The sequence below is a fragment of the Actinomadura sp. NTSP31 genome, assembly GCF_041951385.1.
Lineage (GTDB): Bacteria > Actinomycetota > Actinomycetes > Streptosporangiales > Streptosporangiaceae > Spirillospora > Spirillospora napierensis.
Map to the genome: position 1 here is coordinate 69702 of NZ_JBGNUT010000030.1, position 18830 is coordinate 88531.

The 18830-nt window shown below is 74.3% G+C and carries 16 protein-coding genes; 11 read left to right on the forward strand and 5 right to left on the reverse strand.

The window, feature by feature from the left end; all coding sequences use genetic code 11:
* Nucleotides 1–151 precede the first annotated feature (151 nt).
* The gene (locus tag ACA514_RS37335; RefSeq protein ID WP_375046001.1) at nt 152–1411 is read left to right on the forward strand and encodes a beta-ketoacyl-[acyl-carrier-protein] synthase family protein; all 1260 of its coding nucleotides are present in this window, start codon (nt 152–154) and stop codon (nt 1409–1411) included.
* Between the two features lie 22 nt (nt 1412–1433).
* Here the strand turns inward: ACA514_RS37335 and ACA514_RS37340 are convergent, their stop codons facing one another.
* Entirely contained in the window at nt 1434–1805 is a 372-nt protein-coding gene (locus tag ACA514_RS37340; RefSeq protein WP_375046002.1) for a hypothetical protein, read from the reverse strand.
* Between the two features lie 102 nt (nt 1806–1907).
* The gene (locus tag ACA514_RS37345) at nt 1908–2882 is read right to left on the reverse strand and encodes a DUF3068 domain-containing protein (RefSeq protein WP_375046003.1); all 975 of its coding nucleotides are present in this window, start codon (nt 2880–2882) and stop codon (nt 1908–1910) included.
* A 292-nt stretch (nt 2883–3174) separates the two neighbouring features.
* On the opposite strand from ACA514_RS37345, the gene nirB reads away from it, so the two are divergent.
* The 7 genes from nirB to ACA514_RS37380 all read left to right on the forward strand — a co-directional run bounded on the left by nirB (nt 3175) and on the right by ACA514_RS37380 (nt 11034).
* Entirely contained in the window at nt 3175–5679 is a 2505-nt protein-coding gene (gene nirB, locus ACA514_RS37350) for a nitrite reductase large subunit NirB (RefSeq protein ID WP_375046004.1), read from the forward strand.
* Complete coding sequence (locus ACA514_RS37355) at nt 5676–7148, forward strand: FAD-dependent oxidoreductase (RefSeq protein WP_375046005.1); 1473 nt, start codon at nt 5676–5678, stop codon at nt 7146–7148. The genes nirB and ACA514_RS37355 overlap by 4 nt, the downstream gene beginning before the upstream one ends.
* A gap of 85 nt (nt 7149–7233) precedes the next feature.
* Nucleotides 7234–8679, forward strand: a complete 1446-nt coding sequence (locus tag ACA514_RS37360; protein ID WP_375046006.1) for an MFS transporter — start codon at nt 7234–7236, stop codon at nt 8677–8679.
* A 32-nt stretch (nt 8680–8711) separates the two neighbouring features.
* Complete coding sequence (locus ACA514_RS37365) at nt 8712–9305, forward strand: TetR/AcrR family transcriptional regulator (RefSeq protein WP_375046007.1); 594 nt, start codon at nt 8712–8714, stop codon at nt 9303–9305.
* A 10-nt stretch (nt 9306–9315) separates the two neighbouring features.
* Nucleotides 9316–9837 carry a gamma carbonic anhydrase family protein gene (locus ACA514_RS37370; protein ID WP_375046008.1) on the forward strand — a complete coding sequence of 174 codons (522 nt, stop codon included), beginning with the start codon at nt 9316–9318 and terminating at the stop codon, nt 9835–9837.
* Between the two features lie 15 nt (nt 9838–9852).
* Nucleotides 9853–10740, forward strand: a complete 888-nt coding sequence (locus ACA514_RS37375) for an amidohydrolase family protein (RefSeq protein ID WP_375046009.1) — start codon at nt 9853–9855, stop codon at nt 10738–10740.
* A gap of 105 nt (nt 10741–10845) precedes the next feature.
* Nucleotides 10846–11034 (forward strand): hypothetical protein, encoded by a 189-nt coding sequence (locus tag ACA514_RS37380; protein ID WP_375046010.1) that lies wholly within the window; start codon nt 10846–10848, stop codon nt 11032–11034.
* Between the two features lie 74 nt (nt 11035–11108).
* Here ACA514_RS37380 and ACA514_RS37385 read toward each other — a convergent pair whose 3' ends face one another.
* The 3 genes from ACA514_RS37385 to ACA514_RS37395 all read right to left on the reverse strand — a co-directional run bounded on the left by ACA514_RS37385 (nt 11109) and on the right by ACA514_RS37395 (nt 14676).
* Nucleotides 11109–11846 carry a Crp/Fnr family transcriptional regulator gene (locus ACA514_RS37385; RefSeq protein WP_375046011.1) on the reverse strand — a complete coding sequence of 246 codons (738 nt, stop codon included), beginning with the start codon at nt 11844–11846 and terminating at the stop codon, nt 11109–11111.
* A 368-nt stretch (nt 11847–12214) separates the two neighbouring features.
* Nucleotides 12215–13135, reverse strand: coding sequence for a 5'-3' exonuclease H3TH domain-containing protein (locus ACA514_RS37390; RefSeq protein WP_375046012.1), 921 nt, complete (start codon nt 13133–13135; stop codon nt 12215–12217).
* A gap of 44 nt (nt 13136–13179) precedes the next feature.
* Nucleotides 13180–14676 (reverse strand): SpoIIE family protein phosphatase, encoded by a 1497-nt coding sequence (locus tag ACA514_RS37395; protein WP_375046013.1) that lies wholly within the window; start codon nt 14674–14676, stop codon nt 13180–13182.
* 228 nt (nt 14677–14904) lie between these two features.
* On the opposite strand from ACA514_RS37395, the gene ACA514_RS37400 reads away from it, so the two are divergent.
* The 3 genes from ACA514_RS37400 (at nt 14905) to ACA514_RS37410 (ending at nt 18817) form a co-directional block, all read left to right on the forward strand.
* Nucleotides 14905–16014: a M24 family metallopeptidase gene (locus ACA514_RS37400; protein WP_375046014.1), complete on the forward strand. Its 1110-nt coding sequence runs from the start codon at nt 14905–14907 to the stop codon at nt 16012–16014.
* A 233-nt stretch (nt 16015–16247) separates the two neighbouring features.
* On the forward strand, nt 16248–17477 hold the full coding sequence (locus ACA514_RS37405; protein WP_375046015.1) for an ABC transporter ATP-binding protein: 1230 nt from the start codon (nt 16248–16250) through the stop codon (nt 17475–17477).
* Nucleotides 17474–18817, forward strand: coding sequence for an ABC transporter substrate-binding protein (locus ACA514_RS37410; protein WP_375046016.1), 1344 nt, complete (start codon nt 17474–17476; stop codon nt 18815–18817). Before ACA514_RS37405 ends, ACA514_RS37410 begins: the two co-directional genes overlap by 4 nt.
* Nucleotides 18818–18830 lie beyond the last annotated feature (13 nt).

The following is an 18830-nucleotide window of genomic DNA, read 5'->3' on the forward strand; positions in this document are numbered from 1 at the left end:
TGATCCGAACCGCCGTGCGGGTGTTTCACCGGTTATCGCATGCCGGTGACAAAAACGCCTGCCGGAAATGTGCCCATGGGGCCAAGTGGCGGCGAGCGCCCTGCCGCTAGCTTCCGAATCCTTGCGTTTTCCGAGAAGACCGAGGTGACGGATGACCGCTGTGCGCCGGGCCGACGGAACACCCCGGGTGGTGGTCACCGGGTTCGGCGTCAAGAGCCCGGCGGGCGGCGCCCCGGACGAGGTCGTCGCCGCCGTCTTCTCCGGGAAGTCGCAGGCCGTCCACATCCCCGAACTGCTGGAGGCGGGGACGGCCGTGTCGTACGGATGCCCGGCCCAGCCGTTCGACGAGGAGCGCTACTTCACCCGTCCCGAGCGTCGCCGGCTGGACCGGATGACCCGGCTCGGCGTCGCCGCCGCCGCCGACGCGCTCGCCGACGCGGGTCTGCACGGCGCGGAGCGGCCGGCGCCGGGGCGGCGCGGCGTGTTCGTCGGGACGGCCGCCGCGAACCTGGCGTCGGTGGTCGCGCTCGGCGGGCACGAGCACGCCGGGACCCTGCACCGGGTGCCGGTCCCCGCCGTCCCGATGATCATGCCGAACGCGACCGCCGCGAACATCTCCATCCGGCACGGCTGCGAGGGGCCGTGCCCGACCTACTCGACCGGCTGCGCCAGCGGCGCCACCGCGATCGGGGAGGCCGCCCTCGCGATCCGCGCCGGCCGCGTCGACACCGCCGTCGCGGGCGGCGTCGACGCGATCCTCACGCCGTTCGTGATGGCGGCGTTCGCCCGCATCGGCACGCTCGCCCGCCGCGACGACGCGCCGCACGCCGCGAGCCGCCCGTTCGACGCCGAACGCGACGGGTTCGTCGTCGGGGAGGCCGCCGCGTTCCTGGTGCTGGAGCGCGCCGACCGCGCCGCCGCCCGCGGCGCCCGCGTGCACGGCGAGATCGCCGGATACGCCGCCGCCAGCGACGCCGCCCACATCGTCGCGCCGCGTCCGGACGGCCGCGTCGCCGCCCGCTGCATGGCCGCGGCGCTCGCCGACGCGCGCCTGGACCCGCGCGACATCGGGCACGTCTCCGCGCACGCCACCGGCACCCGGGGCAACGACGCCGCCGAGGCCCTCGCGATCGACCGCTGCTTCGGCGGCGGCGCCCCGCCGGTCACCGCCGCCAAGGGCGTGACCGGGCACATCCTGGGCGCCGGCGGCGCGCTGGAGGCCATCGTCGCGCTGTGCGCCGCCGCGGCCGGCCTCGTCCCGCCGACCGCGAACTTCGCCGGGCCGGACGAGCAGACCGGGCTGATCGACGTGGTGCACGGCGAGGCGCGCGCGATCCCGGTGGCGCCGGTGCTGTCGAACTCGTTCGGGTTCGGCGGGCACGACGCCGCGCTCGTCCTCGCCCCGGTGTAGCGCGGCCCGGGCGCCGCGCTACTCAGCGGTCGGCGCCGCGACCGGGGTTCTCGAGCTGGAAGAAGTTGCTCTGCGCCCCGTCCTTCTTGTGCTCCTGGTAGATGAAGTTGAGCTCGCGCTCGTCGAAGGTGCGGAACCAGTCGTCCCAGGAGATGTGCTCGAGGTTCTCCCCGCCGTACCCGGGGAAGTCGAACAGCAGCCGGCCGGGCCTGCCCCCGTACTCGCTGCCGGGCACGCTGGACGGCTCGGCGCCGCGCTCCTCGGCCCACTGGCGGATCACCTCGTGGTCCGTGGTGACCAGGCTCTTGCCGGTCCGCTCCTCGTGCTGGTCCGGCGAGGTCACCTGCTGCTCGTACCGGTGCTCGCCGCGGATCGGATGGTTCTGCCCGCCCATCGGGTCCCCCTTCCCTCATGGCCGTGCGGCCGGCGCCGCGGCACACGTGCGTCCCGGCGCCTCCCACGGGCGTACCCACCCATCGCGCGCCTAACGGGCGTATCAGTGCGCGGTGGCGAGCGGCTCCCGGCGCTGCCGGTTGCGCGGCGGGCGGCGCCCGCCGACCCCGCCGACGAACGCGCCCGACACGAGCAGGACGACGCCGACCGCCGCGGTGCCGATCGGGACGGCGGTCTTCAGCAGGTTGATCTTCGAGGCGCCGTCGGAGGACTTGTCCTGCAGGGTCTTCTGCGACTCCGGCGTCATCCGCAGGTCCATCTGCCCGACGACGAGGCGTCCCGGTCCCGTCCTCGGCTGCAGGGTGGACAGCACCTTCTGCTCCTGGTCGACCGGTGCGCCGGTGCGCGGGTCGACCCAGAACGTCGCGTCCGCCTGGTAGTAGCGGTCGACCGCGGCCGCGGGGCTATTCTTCCCCCGGCCGAGCAGCTCGCCGGGCACGTCGGGCAGCTTCTGGCCCGGGACCTTGGTGGCGGGGACGTGCTGGACGAACCGCCAGGTGAGGATGCCGTGCACCCGCTCGCTGCCGTCGAACACCGCGGGCCACGGCCGGCGCGTCGCCGGGTCGTAGACGGGCTTGGCCTTCTTCGTGGCGTGCACGGGCCAGAACAGCCCGACCCCCGACTGCCGGACGGTGGCGTCGCCTTCCACGGAGGCGCCGCAGCAGTGGGTGAGCCGGCCGGTGCGCCGGTCGAAGGCGAACCGCTGGTTCTGGATCTCGATCGTGGTGCCCTGCGCGGCGTCCTGCACGACCGTCGCGGACTCCCAGACGGCGATGTCGTCCTGCGAGGACGTGACGTCGCCGCGGACGGTGTTGGTGGCGACGACCGTGGCGCCGGTGACCTGCTTGAGGTGCCCGGCGTCGAAGTAGGTGGCGTTCTCCGCCTGCAGCCGGGTGACCTGGTACACGTCCGTCGGCGCGGCGATCAGCCGCGGGGCGACGTAGAAGCGGACCAGCACGGCGATGATCAGAAGGAACGCGCCCAACCCGGTGAGCACCATGCAGATGACGTTGCGCAATGCCGTCTCCTCGTCCCCGACGTCCTCGCCCCCGATCGCCGGACGGGGTGTCCGGTCCGCACATCGTCCGCTAAGAATGCGCCGAAATGAACGTGTGTGGTCAGGAAAGTAAAAAAATTGTGCGGGCGCCCACCGCCGCCGGGCGGTGTTTGTGCCCCGGGACGGGCGCGCGGTGGTGCGCGAACGGCCCCGCCGCGACCCTGCAACGCCCCCGCCGGGCTGTGAGCGCCAGTTAACGCGGGAGTGATGTCCGGGACCCATACGGGAAATACGCCTTGCCGAGGATCAAGGCATGGAAGCTCGCAACGAACCGGACATGCACCTGGTCGTGGTCGGCCACGGACCGGCCTCGCACCGCCTGGTGGAGGCCCTGCGCGAGCGCGACGGCGCCGGGACGTGGACGGTCACCGTCATCGGCGAGGAGGCGCGCACCGCCTACGACCGGGTGGCGCTGACGACCCACCTGGAGGGCGCGGACCTCGCCTACCCGGCGCACGGCGGCGAGGTCAGCGTCATCACCGGCGAGCGGGTCACCGCGATCGACCGCGCCGCCCGCACCGTGACCACTTCCACCGGGCGGTCCGTCGGCTACGACGCGCTCGTGCTCGCCACCGGCTCGGCGCCGTTCGTGCCGCCGGTCGAGGGCCGGGACCTACCTGGCGTGTTCGTCTACCGCACGATCGACGACCTGGACGCGATCCGCGAGTACGCGCGGGGCCGGGCGACCGGCGCCGTGGTCGGCGGCGGCCTGCTCGGCCTGGAGGCGGCCCGCGCGATCCAGGGCCTCGGCCTGCGCAGCGGCGTGGTCGAGGTCGCGCCGTGGCTGATGCCGCGCCAGCTGGACGAGGGCGGCGGCGCGATGCTGCGCCGCCACATCGAGGCCCTCGGCATGGCGGTGCACGCGGGCGCGCCGATGGAGCGGCTGGAGGCGGGCCCGGACGGCGCCGTCGCGGGCATCGCGCTCGCCGGCGGCGCGCGGATCGACGCCGAGGTCGTGGTGTTCTCCGCGGGCATCCGGCCGCGCGACGAGCTCGCCCGCCTCTGCGGGCTGCCGGTGGGGGAGCGCGGCGGGATCGTCGTCGATGACACCTGCCGCACCGAGGACCCGGCGATCTGGGCGATCGGCGAGTGCGCGCTCGTCGGCGGGATGGTGTACGGGCTGGTCGGGCCATGCTTCTCCATGGCGGAGGTGGTCGCCGACCGACTGCTGTCGCCGTCGAGCACGGCGGTGTTCGACGGGGCCGACATGTCGACGAAGCTGAAGCTGATGGGCGTGGACGTCGCCAGCTTCGGCGACCCCTTCGCCGGCCCCGACCAGGGCGCGCTCGGCGTGACCTACACCGACCCGGTCGCCGGCGTCTACAAGAAGCTCATCGTCAGCGACGACGCCAAGACCCTGCTCGGCGGCGTGCTGGTCGGCGACGCCGAGTCGTACGGGACGCTGCGCGCCTACGTCGGGGGGAGCCTGCCGGGCGCTCCCGAGCAGATGCTGTTCGGCGGGACGGAGGCCGCGGGCGGCGACCTGCCGGGCGCCACCGTCATCTGCTCCTGCAACAACGTGACCGCCGAGACGATCCGCGGCGCGATCGCGGCGGACTCCCTCACCGACGTGCCCGCGGTGAAGGGCTGCACGAAGGCGGGGACGAGCTGCGGCAGCTGCGTCCCGCTGGTGAAGCGGATCCTGGACGCCGAGCTGACCGCCGCCGGCATCGAGGTCAGCAAGGCGATCTGCGAGCACTTCGACTACAGCCGCGCCGAGCTGTTCGACATCATCCGGGGCGGGCGGGTCACCAGCTTCACCCAGCTCGTCCAGGAGCACGGCCGGGGCCGGGGCTGCGACATCTGCAAGCCCGCCGTCGCGTCCATCCTCGCCAGCCTCGGCAACGGGCACATCCTGGAGGGCGAGCAGGCCGCGCTGCAGGACACCAACGACCACTTCCTGGCCAACCTGCAGAAGAACGGCACCTACTCGGTCGTCCCCCGCGTCCCCGGCGGCGAGATCACCCCGGAGAAGCTGATCGTGATCGGCGAGGTGGCCCGCGACTTCGGCCTCTACACCAAGATCACCGGCGGGCAGCGGATCGACCTGTTCGGGGCCCGGGTCGAGCAGCTCCCGGAGATCTGGAAGCGCCTGGTCGACGCCGGGTTCGAGTCCGGGCACGCCTACGGCAAGGCGCTGCGCACGGTGAAGTCGTGCGTCGGGTCGACGTGGTGCCGGTACGGCGTGCAGGACTCGGTCGCGATGGCGATCCGGCTGGAGCTGCGGTACCGGGGGCTGCGCGCCCCGCACAAGCTGAAGTCGGCGGTGTCGGGCTGCGCCCGCGAGTGCGCGGAGGCGCAGAGCAAGGACTTCGGCGTCATCGCCACCGAGAACGGCTGGAACCTCTACCTCGCCGGCAACGGCGGCATGCGGCCCCGGCACGCCGACCTGTTCGCCTCCGACCTGTCCGACGAGGAGCTGATCCGCACCATCGACCGCTTCCTGATGTTCTACATCCGCACCGCCGACCGGCTGCAGCGCACCGCGAGCTGGATGGAGGCGCTGGACGGCGGCATCGACTACCTCCGCGAGGTCATCGTGGACGACCGGCTCGGCATCTGCGCCGAGCTCGACGCCGCGATGGAGCGCCACGTCGCCGGCTACAGCGACGAATGGCGCGACACCCTCGCCGACCCCGACCGGATGCGCCGGTTCGTCTCGTTCGTCAACGCGCCGCAGACCCCCGACCCGAGCATCGAGTTCGAGGTCGAGCGCGAGCAGATCAAGCCCGTGCTCCTGCCCTTGGAGGTCAAGTGAACCGGGACCGGATCGTCGTCGTCGGGAACGGGATGGCCGGGGCCCGGTTCGTCAGCGAGCTGCGCTCCCGCGACCCCGGCGTGCCGGTCACAGTGTTCGGCGCGGAGACGCAGCGGCCCTACAACCGGGTGCTGCTGTCGAACGTCCTCGCCGGGATGACCAGGCCGGACCACATCAGCCTGGTCGACGCGGCCTGGTACGCCTCGCACGGGGTGGACGCCAGGCTCGGCGTCGAGGTCGTCCGCATCGACCGGGAGGCGCGCGCCGTGCACGCCTCCGACGGGACCGTCACCCGCTACGGCACGCTGGTGCTGGCCACCGGCAGCACCGCGTTCATCCCGCCGATGCCCGGCCTGGAGGACGGGCTGCCCGGCGGCGCGCTGGTGTTCCGCACGCTGGAGGACTGCCGGCGGATCTCCGAGCTGGCCGAGACGGCGGAACGCGCGGTGGTGGTCGGCGGCGGGCTGCTCGGCATCGAGGCGGCGCGCGGGCTGATGGGCCGCGGCCTGGAGGTGACCGTCCTGCACCTGGCCGGGCACCTGATGGAACGCCAGCTCGACCCCGCCGCCGGGCGGGTGCTGGCGCGGACCCTCGCGAGCCTCGGCATCGGCACCCGCGTGCAGGCCAACGTCGCGGGGCTGCGCATCGCCGGCACCGGCGACGACCGGGTGGTCACCGGTGTCGAGCTGGCCCTGCCGGACGGCGGCCGCGAGGTGATCGACACCGACCTGGTCATCCTGTCGTGCGGGGTGCGCCCCGAGGTGTCGCTGGCCCGCGACGCCGGGCTCGCGGTCGGCCGGGCGATCGTCGTGGACGACGAGCTGCGCTCGGTCACCGACCCGTCCGTCCGCGCCATCGGGGAGTGCTCCGAGCACCGCGACGAGGTGTACGGGCTGGTCGCGCCCGCGTGGGAGCAGGCGGGCGTGCTGGCCGGGCTGCTCGCCGGCACCGATCCCGCCGCGCGCTTCACCGGCGCCCGGCAGATCACCCGGCTGAAGGCGGCCGGCATCGAGCTGGCGTCGATGGGGGAGACGCACTTCGGCGACGAGGACGACGGCGTCGAGGTCGTCCGGTTCACCGACGCGGCGCGCGGCACCTACAAGAAGGCGGTGATCCGGGACGGCCGGCTGATCGGCGCGATCCTGCTCGGCGAGACCTCCGCCGCCGGATCGCTCACCCAGCTCTACGACCGGGCCTCGCCGCTGCCGTCCGAGCGGCTGGACCTGCTGTTCCCCGGGCTCGGCGGCGCCCCGGAGGCGGCCTCGCCGGTGCGGATGCCGGACGCGGCGACGGTCTGCAACTGCAACAACGTCAGCAAGGGGCAGATCCGCGCCTGCTGGCAGGACGGCGCCCGCACCGCCGACGAGGTCTCCCGGCGGACCCGGGCCGGCACCGGCTGCGGGAGCTGCCGGGAGGCTCTGGAGGGCATCGTGTCCTGGCTGGACGAGCAGGAGTCGGTCGACGCCTGAGCCAATAACTCGAACACTAGTGTTCGGTTTTCCGGTGTCCGGCGGTACGCTAACTCGAACAATGGTGTTCGAGTTAGGAGTCGCCATGCACGACCACGCGCTCACGCCCTCGGCGCACCCGCCCGGCGCGCACCCGGACGGGCCGCACGCCGACCCCCGCCGCTGGCGGGCGCTCGCCCTGCTGTGCGTCGCCCAGTTCATGCTGATCATCGACATCACCGTGGTGAACGTGGCGCTGCCCTCGATCGCCGCGGACCTCTCGCTCGGCCGCGGCGGCCAGACCTGGGTCGTCACCGCCTACTCGCTGTGCTTCGGCGGCCTGCTGCTGCTCGGCGGACGGCTCGCCGACGCGCTCGGCCGCAGGCGCGCCCTCCTGCTCGGGCTCGCGCTGTTCACCGCCGCGTCACTGGTCTCCGGCCTCGCCGGGACCGGGGGAGTGCTCGTCGCCGGGCGCGCCGCGCAGGGCGTCGGCGCCGCGCTGCTGTCCCCGGCCGCGCTGTCGATCGTCACCACGACCTTCCGCGGTCCCGAACGCAACCGCGCCCTCGGCGTGTGGGCGGCCGTCGGCGGAACCGGCGCGGCCGTGGGCGTGCTGGTCGGCGGGCTGCTCACCAGCGGGCCGGGCTGGGAATGGGTGTTCTTCGTCAACGTCCCCGTCGGGCTGGCCGTGCTGGCCCTGGTGCCGCGGACCGTCGCGTCCGTGCCGCCGGTGCGCGGGCCGCTCGACCCGGCAGGCGCGGTGACCGCCACCCTCGCCGCCGCGGCGCTCATCTACGGCCTGGTCAAGGCGGGAGAGGACGGCTGGGACGCGGTGTCGGCGCTCGTCCCGATCGGAGGCGCCGTCTTCCTCGCGGCCGGTTTCGTGCTGATCGAGCGGACCGTGCGGACCCCGCTGGTCCCGCCCGGCCTGCTGCGGCGCCGGACGGTCGCCTCCGGCAACGCGCTGATGGTGTCGGCGTCGGTGCTGCTGCTGTCGGGGTTCTTCCTGTGCTCGCAGTACCTGCAGAATCTGCTGCACTTCTCCGCGGTGAAGACGGGCCTGGCCTTCCTCCCGGCCGCCGTCGCCACGATCGCGGGCGCGCACCTCGCGTCCCACCTGGTCGGCCGGATCGGCGGACGGCCCGTCGCGGCGGCCGGGTTCGCGGTCGCGGCGGCCGGCGCGCTGCTGCTGTCCCGGGCCCCCTCCGGCGGCCACGCCTGGCCGGACGTGCTGCCCGGCTTCGTGCTGCTGTCGCTCGGCGTGGGCGCCGGATTCGTGTGCGCCACCACGACCGCGATGAACGGCATCGGCCACGAGGAGGCGGGCCTGGCCTCCGGCGTCGTCAACACCGGCCACGAGATCGGCGGCGCCCTCGGCGTCGCGCTCGCCACCGCCCTCGCCGGCGCGAGCATCGGCGGCCACACGGCCGGCGGGTTCCACACCGCGTTCACGGTGTTCGGCGTGATCGCCGCCGCCGTCGCGGTCCTCGCGCTCGCCCTCGTCCCGGCCGGGCGGCCCGAACCCGGAGACGGCCCGCTCTTCGCGCACTGAGCCGCCGCCCGCCGAGCCTCTACCCTGGCCCCATGACCTCCGCGACCCGCCGCCGCGCCGACGCCGAGCGCAACATCGAGGCCATCCTCGACGCCGCGCTCGACCGGCTCGGCCGCGACCCCTCGGCCGGCATGACGGAGATCGCCAAGGCGGCCGGGGTCGGGCGGGTCACCCTCTACGGGCACTTCCCGTCCCGGGAGGCGCTGGTGGACACCCTGTTCGACCGGTCGCTCGCCGACGCCGACGCCGTCCTCGGCGCCGTCGACATCGACGCCGGGCGGGCGGACGAGGCCCTCGCGCGCCTCGTCCGCTCGTCCTGGCGGGTCCTGGACCGGCAGCGGACGGTCCTGGCGGTCGCGCTGCGGGTGCTCGGCCCCGAACGGGTCCGCGACCGGCACGCCGCCGTGTTCGCCCGCCTCGAGCGCCTGCTGCGGCGGGGCCGCGAGGAGGGCGCGTTCTCCGCCGCCGCGCCGCCCGGCTGGCAGGCCACCGCGGTCTACTCGCTGATGCACGCCGCCGCGCAGGAGGTGGACGAGGGCCGGCTGGACGCCGCGCAGGCCGCGGAGACGCTCGTCTGGACGATCTTGGGCGCCCTGCGCGGCGGCCCGGCCGGGACCGGCCGGTAGGCTCCGCCGCATGGCCGTCTACGCCCTGGGTGACCAGGAACCCGACATCCATCCGACCGCGTACGTCCATCCGGCCGCGACCGTCATCGGGTCGGTGACGCTCGGCGAGGGCGCCACCGTCTGGCCCGGGGCCGTGCTGCGCGGCGACTACGGCTCCATCACCGTCGGCGCCCGCACGTCCGTGCAGGACGGCACGGTCGTGCACACCACCGAGGAGTGGCCGACCGTCATCGGCGCCGACTGCGTCGTCGGCCACAACGCCCACCTCGAGGGCTGCGTCGTCGAGGACCGCTGCCTCATCGGGTCCGGCTCCGTCGTGCTCAACCGCGTCCGCGTGGAGACCCGCGCCGTCGTGGGGGCGGGCGCCGTCGTCACCGAGGGCGCCGTCGTCCCCTCCGAGCACACCGCGCTCGGCGTCCCCGCCAAGGCCAGGCCCGGCGGCATCGACGAGAAGTGGCACGCCGAGGCGGTCGCGATGTACGTCGCCAACGGCCGCCGCTACGCCGCCGAGCTCGAGCTGATCCGGCCCTGACGCGGGGAGGCGCACATGCTCGACGGACGGCCCCTCATCGACGCCCACGTCCACACCGCGCGGCTGCCGACCCTGCCCCCGGCGTGGCGGCAGTGGGCCGAGGAGTTCGGCTCCGCGCACCCCTGGCAGGACCTCTACGACGACTCCGGCACCCTCGTCCCCGAACGCGTCGACGCCTACTTCGAGGCCGAGGGCGTGGACGTCGCGCTGCTGCTGTGCGAGTACAGCCCGAAGACGACCGGGTACCAGCCCATCGAGGACCTGGTGCCGCTGCTCAAGCACAACCCGCGCCGCTTCAAGCCGATCGCCAACCTCAACCCGCACCTGCACTACCCGATCGACGCCGAGCTGGAGCGCCAGCTCGGCTTCGGCGCCGTCGCGCTGAAGCTGCATCCGGTGCACGGCGGGTTCAGCGTCGCCGACCCCGACCTGTACCCGGCCTACGCGGTGTGCCGGGACGCGGGCGTCCCGGTCGTCGTGCACTGCGGCACCAGCTCGTTCCCCGGCTCGGCCAACCGGTACGCCGACCCCACGCCGATCGACGACGTGCTCCGCCACTTCCCGGGGCTGACGTTCGTGCTCGCGCACGGCGGCCGCGGCTGGTGGTACGACGCCGCCGCGTTCCTCGCGCTGTCCCGCGAGGAGGTCTGGATCGAGCTGTCGGGACTGCCGCCCCGCCGCCTCCCCGAGTACTACGCCCGGTACGACCTGAAGCGGCTCGCGCGCAAGTTCGTCTTCGGCACCGACTGGCCCGGCGTCCCCGGCATCGCCCGCAACGCCCGGGCCATCGCCGGCCTCGGCCTGGACGAGGAGACCGTGTCCCTCGTCCTCGGCGGCAACGCGATGCGGATCTACCCCGGAATCGCGGGCGGACCGGAATCGGGTCGCGGCGCCGGCGGCTGATCCGGACGACCGAAAAAGGGAAAGCGGTTTCACGGCCGCGCGAACGGTGATCGGGCCGGTACCCGCGGGGCGCCCGGCGCTCCCCGACCCCCACCGGAGGCCGCCATGCTCGCGATCGTCGCCGCCGTCGTCTTCGCGCTCGCCCTGCTGTTCGACCTGGCCGACGTGTCCTCGGACGCCATCAACAACGGGACGCTGACCGTCCTCGGCCTGCTGCTGCTCTCGCTGCACTTCGCCGGCGTCGGCACCGGCACGGACTGGCGTCACTACACGCGCCGCCGCCGGCGCCGCTGACCGCCGTTCCGCCGCGGTGGCCCCATGCGCCCCGGGGCGCTAAGAAATCTACAATGTAAAGGCGCCGGGCCGTGTCATTCGCCGGTCTCCCGCGCGAACCCGCGCAGGGCGTCCGGGTCCACCACCGTGATCTTCCGGCGGCCCGTCCGCACCAGGCCCGCGCGGCGCAGCGCCGCGAGGGCGCGGGCCACGGTCTCGCGGGAGGCGTCCATCCAGCTGCCCAGCTCCTCCTGCGACAGCGGCGGCCCGATGCCGACCGAGCCGTCCGCGGCGGGCGGGGCGTACCGCGCCGACAGATCGGCCAGGTGCGACAGCAGCATCGCCAGCCGCCGCGGGCCCTGCGCGGACACGTTCGCCTGCACCCGCCGGTCCGCGTCGTCCAGCCGGCGCACGAACGTGCCGCTGACCAGCAGCCACACGCCGGGATGGGCGTCCAGGAACGCGGTGAACCGGGCCGCCGGCACCACCAGCGCGCGGACGGCGGTCAGCGCCGTCACGGTCGCCGACCGCTGCCGGCTGCCGAGCACCGCGCTCTCGCACACCAGGTCGCCGGGGCCGCGCACGGCCAGCACGACCTCGTGGCCGTCCGGCGTCGACGACGTCGCCTTCGCCCAGCCGGACCGGATGACGATGATGTGGTCGGAGTCCTCGCCCTGGTAGCACAGCGGGGCCCGCGCCGGGTAGTTGCGCGGCCGCGCCGCCGCCTCGAGGGCGGCGCGCTGCGCCGGGTCCAGCTCGGCCCAGAAGCCGTCGCCGCGGCCGGCCGGGAAGGGGGCGGCGAACCCGCCGCGCGATGGGGTCCTGGTGTTCACGGGGTGCCGGCTTTCCGAGCCCCGCCGGGCTCACGGGTCGGGACGGTCCGCCGGCGCGCGCCGCTGCGCGCCGGCCGGTGAACCGGTATCCGCGGCAGATGGGGGGAGTGGGGCGGTGAGGCCCAGTGCCGCGGATACCGGTCCGCTCGTGCGGCCGCCGCGGCCGGACCCGGTGCCCGGTCGACGGCCGTCATCGCCCGTCCCGCGGCGGCGTGCGTGCTCTCCGCATGTCCCTAGGAGAACCCCTCATTGAGCCATATGCTGCGCGCGCGGGCACCCCGCGTCTGCGTCATCTGACACTTTCGGGGAAAATTGCAGCCGAGGTTTCTCCGCGCCGAGACCCGGGGGTGTCCCCGGCGCCGCCGGGGCTAACGGGCGAGGGCGTTCAGCAGCCGGTTGACGGGGCTGGAGAGGTTCCAGGCGTCGGCCAGCTCCACCAGGGCCTCGGCGTCCCGCGGCTCGGCGGGCAGCCGGTCGTCCAGCTTCGCCAGTTCCGGCGCGTCGATGTCGGTGACGACCCGGACCACCGTCTCGGCGGACGCCAGGTACTCCCGCGCCGCCTCCATCCGCTTGCGGGCGCCCGCCGGGAACCCGTCGGTGATCCCCGCGTCCAGCGCCGCCAGGATGCCGTCCACCGACCCGAACCGGGTGATCAGCGCGGCGGCGGTCTTGTCGCCGACGCCCGGCACGCCCGGCAGCCCGTCGCTGGGGTCGCCGCGCAGCGTCGCGTAGTCGCCGTAGCCGCGGCCGGGGATGCCGTACTTGGCCGCCACCTCCGCCTCGTCCATCACCTGCAGGTTCCGGATGCCGCGCGCGGTGTACAGCACCGACACCGGGCCGGTGTCGTCGACGAGCTGGAACAGGTCGCGGTCGCCGGTGACGATGTCGACCGGGCCGTCCGCCGCGCCCCGCACCGCGAGGGTGCCGATGACGTCGTCGGCCTCGTAGCCCGCGACGCCCACGCGGGCGAGCCCGACCGCGTCCAGCACCGCGTCGATCACCGGCAGCTGCGCCTCCAGCGCGTCCGGGGTCTGGTCGCCGCCGTCCTCGGCGACCCGGTGCGCCTTGTAGGACGGCAGCGCCTCGACCCGGAACGCCGGCCGCCAGTCGGCGTCCATGCAGCAGACGAGGCGGTCGGGGGAGCGGTCCTGGACGAGCCGGGCGATCATGTCGATCAGGCCGCGGACGGCGTTCACCGGCGTCCCGTCCGGCGACGTCACCGACTCGGGCACCCCGTAGAAGGCGCGGAAGTACAACGACGGCGTGTCCAGCAGCATCAGCCCGCTCATGGGCTCATGCTCCCACGCGGCCCCGACATCCCCGCCGTGACACGTCAGACGACCTGGACGGCGAGCACGCAGGTGTCGTCGTCGGGATTGGCGGCGCCGAGCGAGCGCAGCACGTGGTCGATGACCGCGTCGGGCCCGGCGCCCGGCCGCTCCCGGGCGGCGGCGAGCAGCATCCGGAACCCGTCGGCGAGGTCGCGGTCGCGGCGCTCCACGAGGCCGTCGGTGTAGAACAGCAGCAGGTCGCCGCGGTGCAGCCGGGTGATGACCGACTCCAGGTCCGGGGCGTCCAGCGCGCCGAGCAGCACCCCCTCGGGCGCCGCCAGCAGCTCCGCGGCGCCGTCGCGCAGCAGCAGCGGCGGCGGGTGCCCGGCCCGCGCCCAGGTCAGCACGCGCGGACCCGGCTCGTAGCGGGCGGCGACGGCGCCCGCGGTCAGCGGCCGGTCCCTCCCGCGCGCCGGCGCCTCGAGCGGCATCCGGTTCAGCAGCATCCGGTTCAGCGACGCCAGCATCCGGTCGGGGGCCGCGCCGGTGCACGCCAGGCCGCTGAGGGCGCCCCGCACCCGCGCCATCGCGGCCGCGGCCGGCGGCCCGTGCCCGGACACGTCGCCGATCGCCAGGAACACCTCGTCCTCCGACAGCGCGGTCGCCTCGTACCAGTCGCCGCCGACCCGCGTCTCGCTGCACGCGGGCAGGTAGCGGACGGCGGCCCGCAGCCCGGGCAGCTCGCGGGGGCCGCGGGGCAGCGGCAGCAGGGCCCGCTGGATCTCCACGGCGGTGTGCCGCTCCTCGGCGACGCGGCGCCGCCGGCGACCCAGTTGCAGGCGGGTCGCGGCCATCAGCTCGTCGCGGTGCCGCGGCGAGGCGTCCTGGAAGACGACGTGGAGCGCGGCCGGCTCGCCGCCGGCGTCCAGGACGGGCTCGGCCATCACCCGCAGGTGCCGGACGGCGTTCCCGGCGCGGACGCGCAGCTCCGCGTCGGCGGGCTCGCGCCGGACGAGCAGGGTGCGCATGAGGTGCTCGGCGTGCGGCAGGTCGGCGGGGACGACGTGGCCGGTGAGCCGGCCGAGCGGCGGCGGCCCGGCCGCCGGGTCCCGCCCGAACAGCTCGTACAGCCGGGCGGACCAGCGGGCCTCGCCGGTGGCCAGGTCCCAGCGGGCCCAGCCGAGGTCGCCGAGCCGCTGCACGAGCGCGAGCTGCGCGGCGAGGTCACCGGGGTCGGCGGCGGGCTCGGCGGGCGGCGCGGCGGCGCCGGGACCGGCGGGACCGCCGTCCGGCGCCGTGCGCGGCTCGGGCACGCCACCGTGGGCCGGGTGCCCGCCGGGCACATCGGGGTCGGCGCCGACCAGCAGCGCGGCGGCCGTCTCCGGCTCCATCCCGGAGTCGGAGGCCAGCTCCAGCAGGTGGTCGTAGGCGGCCTCCACGCCGCAGCCGAACCGCTCGGCCAGCATGCCCTTGGCCTGTTCGACGACGGCGGCGGCGCGGACCGCGCCGGGTTCGGCGGCCGGGTCCCCGGGGCGCGCCGCGTCTCGGTCGTGCCGCACCGGCTCAGCCGCGCCGCGCCGGCGCGGGCGGGCCGGAGCGGCGGCGCCCCGGACCTGTTGGGATCATTGCTGGGATCCTGGTGCGGTATCCGAGGCGGTACGAACTGTGTCGGAGCACGGACAGAATGTAACAGGAGCAGGTCACAGGGAGGAGGAAGCGGTGGACGACGGCGCGGCCCGCGCCCTGCGGCGTCCGGCCCGGCCACCGCGACCGGTATGGAGACGGATGTGACAACGGAGTTGTATCCGCGCGAGCGCCTCGGACGGGTGCGGGAGGCCACCGCGCAGGCCGGCCTCGGCGCGGTGCTGCTGACCCCCGGCCCGGACCTGCGCTACGTCACCGGGTACGACGCCAAGCAGCTGGAGCGGCTCACCTGCCTGGTGGTGCCGGCCGGCGGCGAGGCGTTCCTGGTCGTCCCGCGGCTGGAGCTGCCGGCGGCGCGGGAGTCGCCCGCGGGCTCGCTCGGCGTGGAACTGGTGCCCTGGGACGAGACCGACGACCCGTACGCGCTGGTCGCGCGCCGGCTGCCCGGCGGCCTGGCGTCGGTGGGCGTGGCCGACCGGATGTGGGCGGTGATGGCGCTGCGGTTCCGCGCCGCGCTGCCGGGCGCCGAGCAGGTCGCGGCGGGCGGCGTGCTGCGGGAGCTGCGGATGCGCAAGAGCGCGGCCGAGGTGGCGGCGCTGCGCGAGGCGGGCGCGGCGATCGACCGGGTGCACCGCCGCGTCCCGGACCTGCTGCGGGCCGGGCGGACCGAGCGCGAGATCGGCCGGGACATCGCCGAGGCGATCCTCGACGAGGGGCACGAGGCGGTCGACTTCGTGATCGTCGGGTCGGGCCCGAACGGAGCGAACCCGCACGCCGAGCTGTCGGACCGGGTGGTCCGGCGCGGCGATCCCGTGGTCGTCGACATCGGCGGGACGATGCCGAGCGGCTACTGCTCGGACTCCACCCGCAACTACTGCGTGGGCGAGCCGCCCGCCGACTACGCCGCGTACTTCGCGGTGCTGGAGGAGGCGCAGCGCGCCTCGTGCGAGGCGGTCCGGCCGGGCGTGACTCCGGAGGCGGTGGACGCGGCGGCCCGCGACGTCATCGCGGCGGCGGGGCACGGCGAGCACTTCTTCCACCGCACCGGGCACGGCATCGGCCTGGAGTCGCACGAGGACCCCTACATCGTGGCGGGGAACCGCGAGCCGCTGGAGCCGGGAATGGCGTTCTCGATCGAGCCGGGCATCTACCCGGGCCCGCACGGCGCCCGCATCGAGGACATCGTCGTGTGCACCGAGGACGGTTACGAGCCGATGAACGTGACCGGGCGCGGCTTGGTGGTCGTCGGCTGAGGCCCCGTGCCCGGAGCGCTTCCGGGATGACGCGCGCGGAGGGCGCGGGTGGATTTCCGCCCGCGCCCTCCGCTTGTTTCGGATGGCGGAAAATAGCCCGGAAACGGGTCGGTAACGATCTCTGTACCAAATGCGTCAGCCGGTGCCGCGCGTATTGCGATCCGGCCGTCCCGCCCTGTACGACCTTGTTTCAAGTTACGCCGGGGTAGCGCTTGTCAAGCAGAGGAGACGCCGTGGCAGAGGTCGACCTGACCAGCGTCGGGAAGGTGTATCCCGACGGGACGCGGGCCGTGACCGACCTGAACCTCAGCATCGCCGACGGCGAGTTCCTGGTGCTGGTCGGACCGTCCGGCTGCGGCAAGACCACCGCCCTGCGGATGGTCGCCGGCCTGGAGGACATCTCCGAGGGGACCGTCGCGATCGGCGGCCGCGCCGTCAACCGGGTCCCGGCGCGCGACCGCGACGTCGCCATGGTCTTCCAGAGCTACGCCCTCTACCCGCACCTGTCGGTGCGCGACAACATCGGGTTCGGGCTGTCGCTGCGCAAGCTGCCCAAGAAGGAGATCCGGCAGAAGGTCGACCACGCCGCCGAGATCCTCGGCCTGACCGACCACCTGGAGCGCAAGCCGCGCAACCTGTCGGGCGGCCAGCGCCAGCGGGTCGCGATGGGCCGCGCGATCGTCCGCGAGCCGCAGGCGTTCCTGATGGACGAGCCGCTGTCCAACCTCGACGCCAAGCTGCGCGTCCAGATGCGCGCCGAGATCGCCCGCCTCCAGCGCGACCTCGGCGTCACCACGATCTACGTCACGCACGACCAGACCGAGGCGATGACGCTCGGCGACCGGGTCGCGGTGATGAAGAAGGGCGAGCTCCAGCAGGTGGCACCGCCGCAGGAGCTCTACGACCGGCCGGCGAACCTGTTCGTCGCCGGCTTCATCGGCTCACCCGCCATGAACCTGCTGCACGGCACCCTGTCCGGGGACGCGGCGAACCCGCGCCTGGAGATCGGCGGCCAGACCCTGGCGCTCGCCGGCGAGGCGCTGACCGCGCGCCCCGCCCTGGCGTCCTACCTCGGGCGCGACCTCGTCGTCGGCATCCGCCCCGAGGACATGGAGGACTCCGAGCTCGTGGACGCGCCCGAGGGGTCCGGGCTGACCTCCACCGCCGACCTGGTGGAGGCGATGGGCTCGGACGTGCTGGTCCATTTCGCGGTCGAGGCCGCCCAGGTCGTCACCGAGGACACCAAGGAGCTCGCCCGCGACGCGGGGACCGACGTGCTGGGGCACATGGAGCGCCCCCGCACGGACCTCGTCGCGAGGTTCAGCCCCCGCACCCGCGTGAAGGTCGGCGACCCGGTGACGATCCGCGTCGACACCGGTCGCCTGCACTTCTTCGATATCGAGTCCGGCGCGTCGATCTGGGGATCGGACGACGCCGGATCGCCCAGGAAGGATGAGGGATGAGCGTCAGCAGAGGTGTGATGGGCCGCAGGACGGTGGGGGCCGCCGTGGCGGCGGGACTGCTGCTGTCGGCCGCGGCCGCGTGCGGCGGCGGGGACGACGACAAGGGCGGCGGCTCGAAGACCTCGGCCGGGGGGACGGAGCTGAAGGGCGTCACCGTCTCGGTGGCCGCGAAGTGGACCGGCACGGAGGAGACCAACTTCCGCAAGGTCCTGCAGGCGTTCGAGAAGCAGACGGGCGCGACCGTCCAGTACGCCTCCACCGGTGAGAACACCGATGCCTACCTCGGCCCGAAGCTGGCGGCGCACAACCCGCCGGACGTGGCGATCCTGCCGCAGCCCGGCCTGATGAACCAGTACGCCGCCAAGGGCCAGCTGAAGCCGCTCGCCCCCGACGCGGTGTCGGAGGTGTCGCAGAACTTCTCGCCGTACTGGAAGGACCTCGGCTCCTACCAGGGCAAGACCTACGGCGTCATCGCCAAGGCGGCCTACAAGTCGATCATCTGGTACCGGCCGCAGGCGTTCTCCGACGCCGGCGTCCAGCCCCCGGTGACCTGGGCGGACCTGGTGAAGGGCGCCGGCACCCTGCAGGACTCCGGCACCACCCCGTTCACGCTGGCCGCCGGCGCGCAGGACGCCTGGACGCTGACCGACTGGTTCGAGAACGTCTACCTCTCACAGGCCGGCCCCGACAACTACGACAAGCTGGCCAAGCACGAGATCAAGTGGACGGACCCGACGGTCGCCAAGGCGCTGCAGACGCTCGCCGAGATCTGGGGCAAGCCGCAGTTCCTCAACGGCGGCCTCGCCACCGCGACCAAGACCAAGTTCGACGAGTCGATCACGCAGGTGTTCGGCCAGAACAAGGCCGCGATGGCCTACGGCGGCGACTTCGCCGCGGCCAACATCGGCACCACGAAGGCCAAGGTCGGCACGGACGCGAAGGTGTTCGCCTTCCCCAAGGCCGGCGACACCGCCCCGGCGGTCATCGGCGGTGACGTCGCGGTCGCGATGAAGGACGGCAAGGGCGCGCAGGCGCTGATGAAGTTCCTCGCCTCCCCGGCGGCCGGCAAGGTCTGGGCCGGGCTCGGCGGCTACCTCACGCCGAACAAGGCCGTGCAGCCGGATGCCTACTCCGACCCGATCGCCAAGCAGCTGATCCAGCAGATGCAGCAGGCCGGCGACAACGCCCGCTACGACATGTCCGACCTGACGCCGGCCGCGTTCGGCGCGACGCCGGGCGCGGGCGAGTGGGAGGCGCTGCGCCAGTTCGTGAGCAAGCCCACCGATGTCAAGGGCACGCAGGCCAAGCTGGAGGCCGCGGCCGCCAAGGCGTACAAGTAGGGGAGCGGACGAC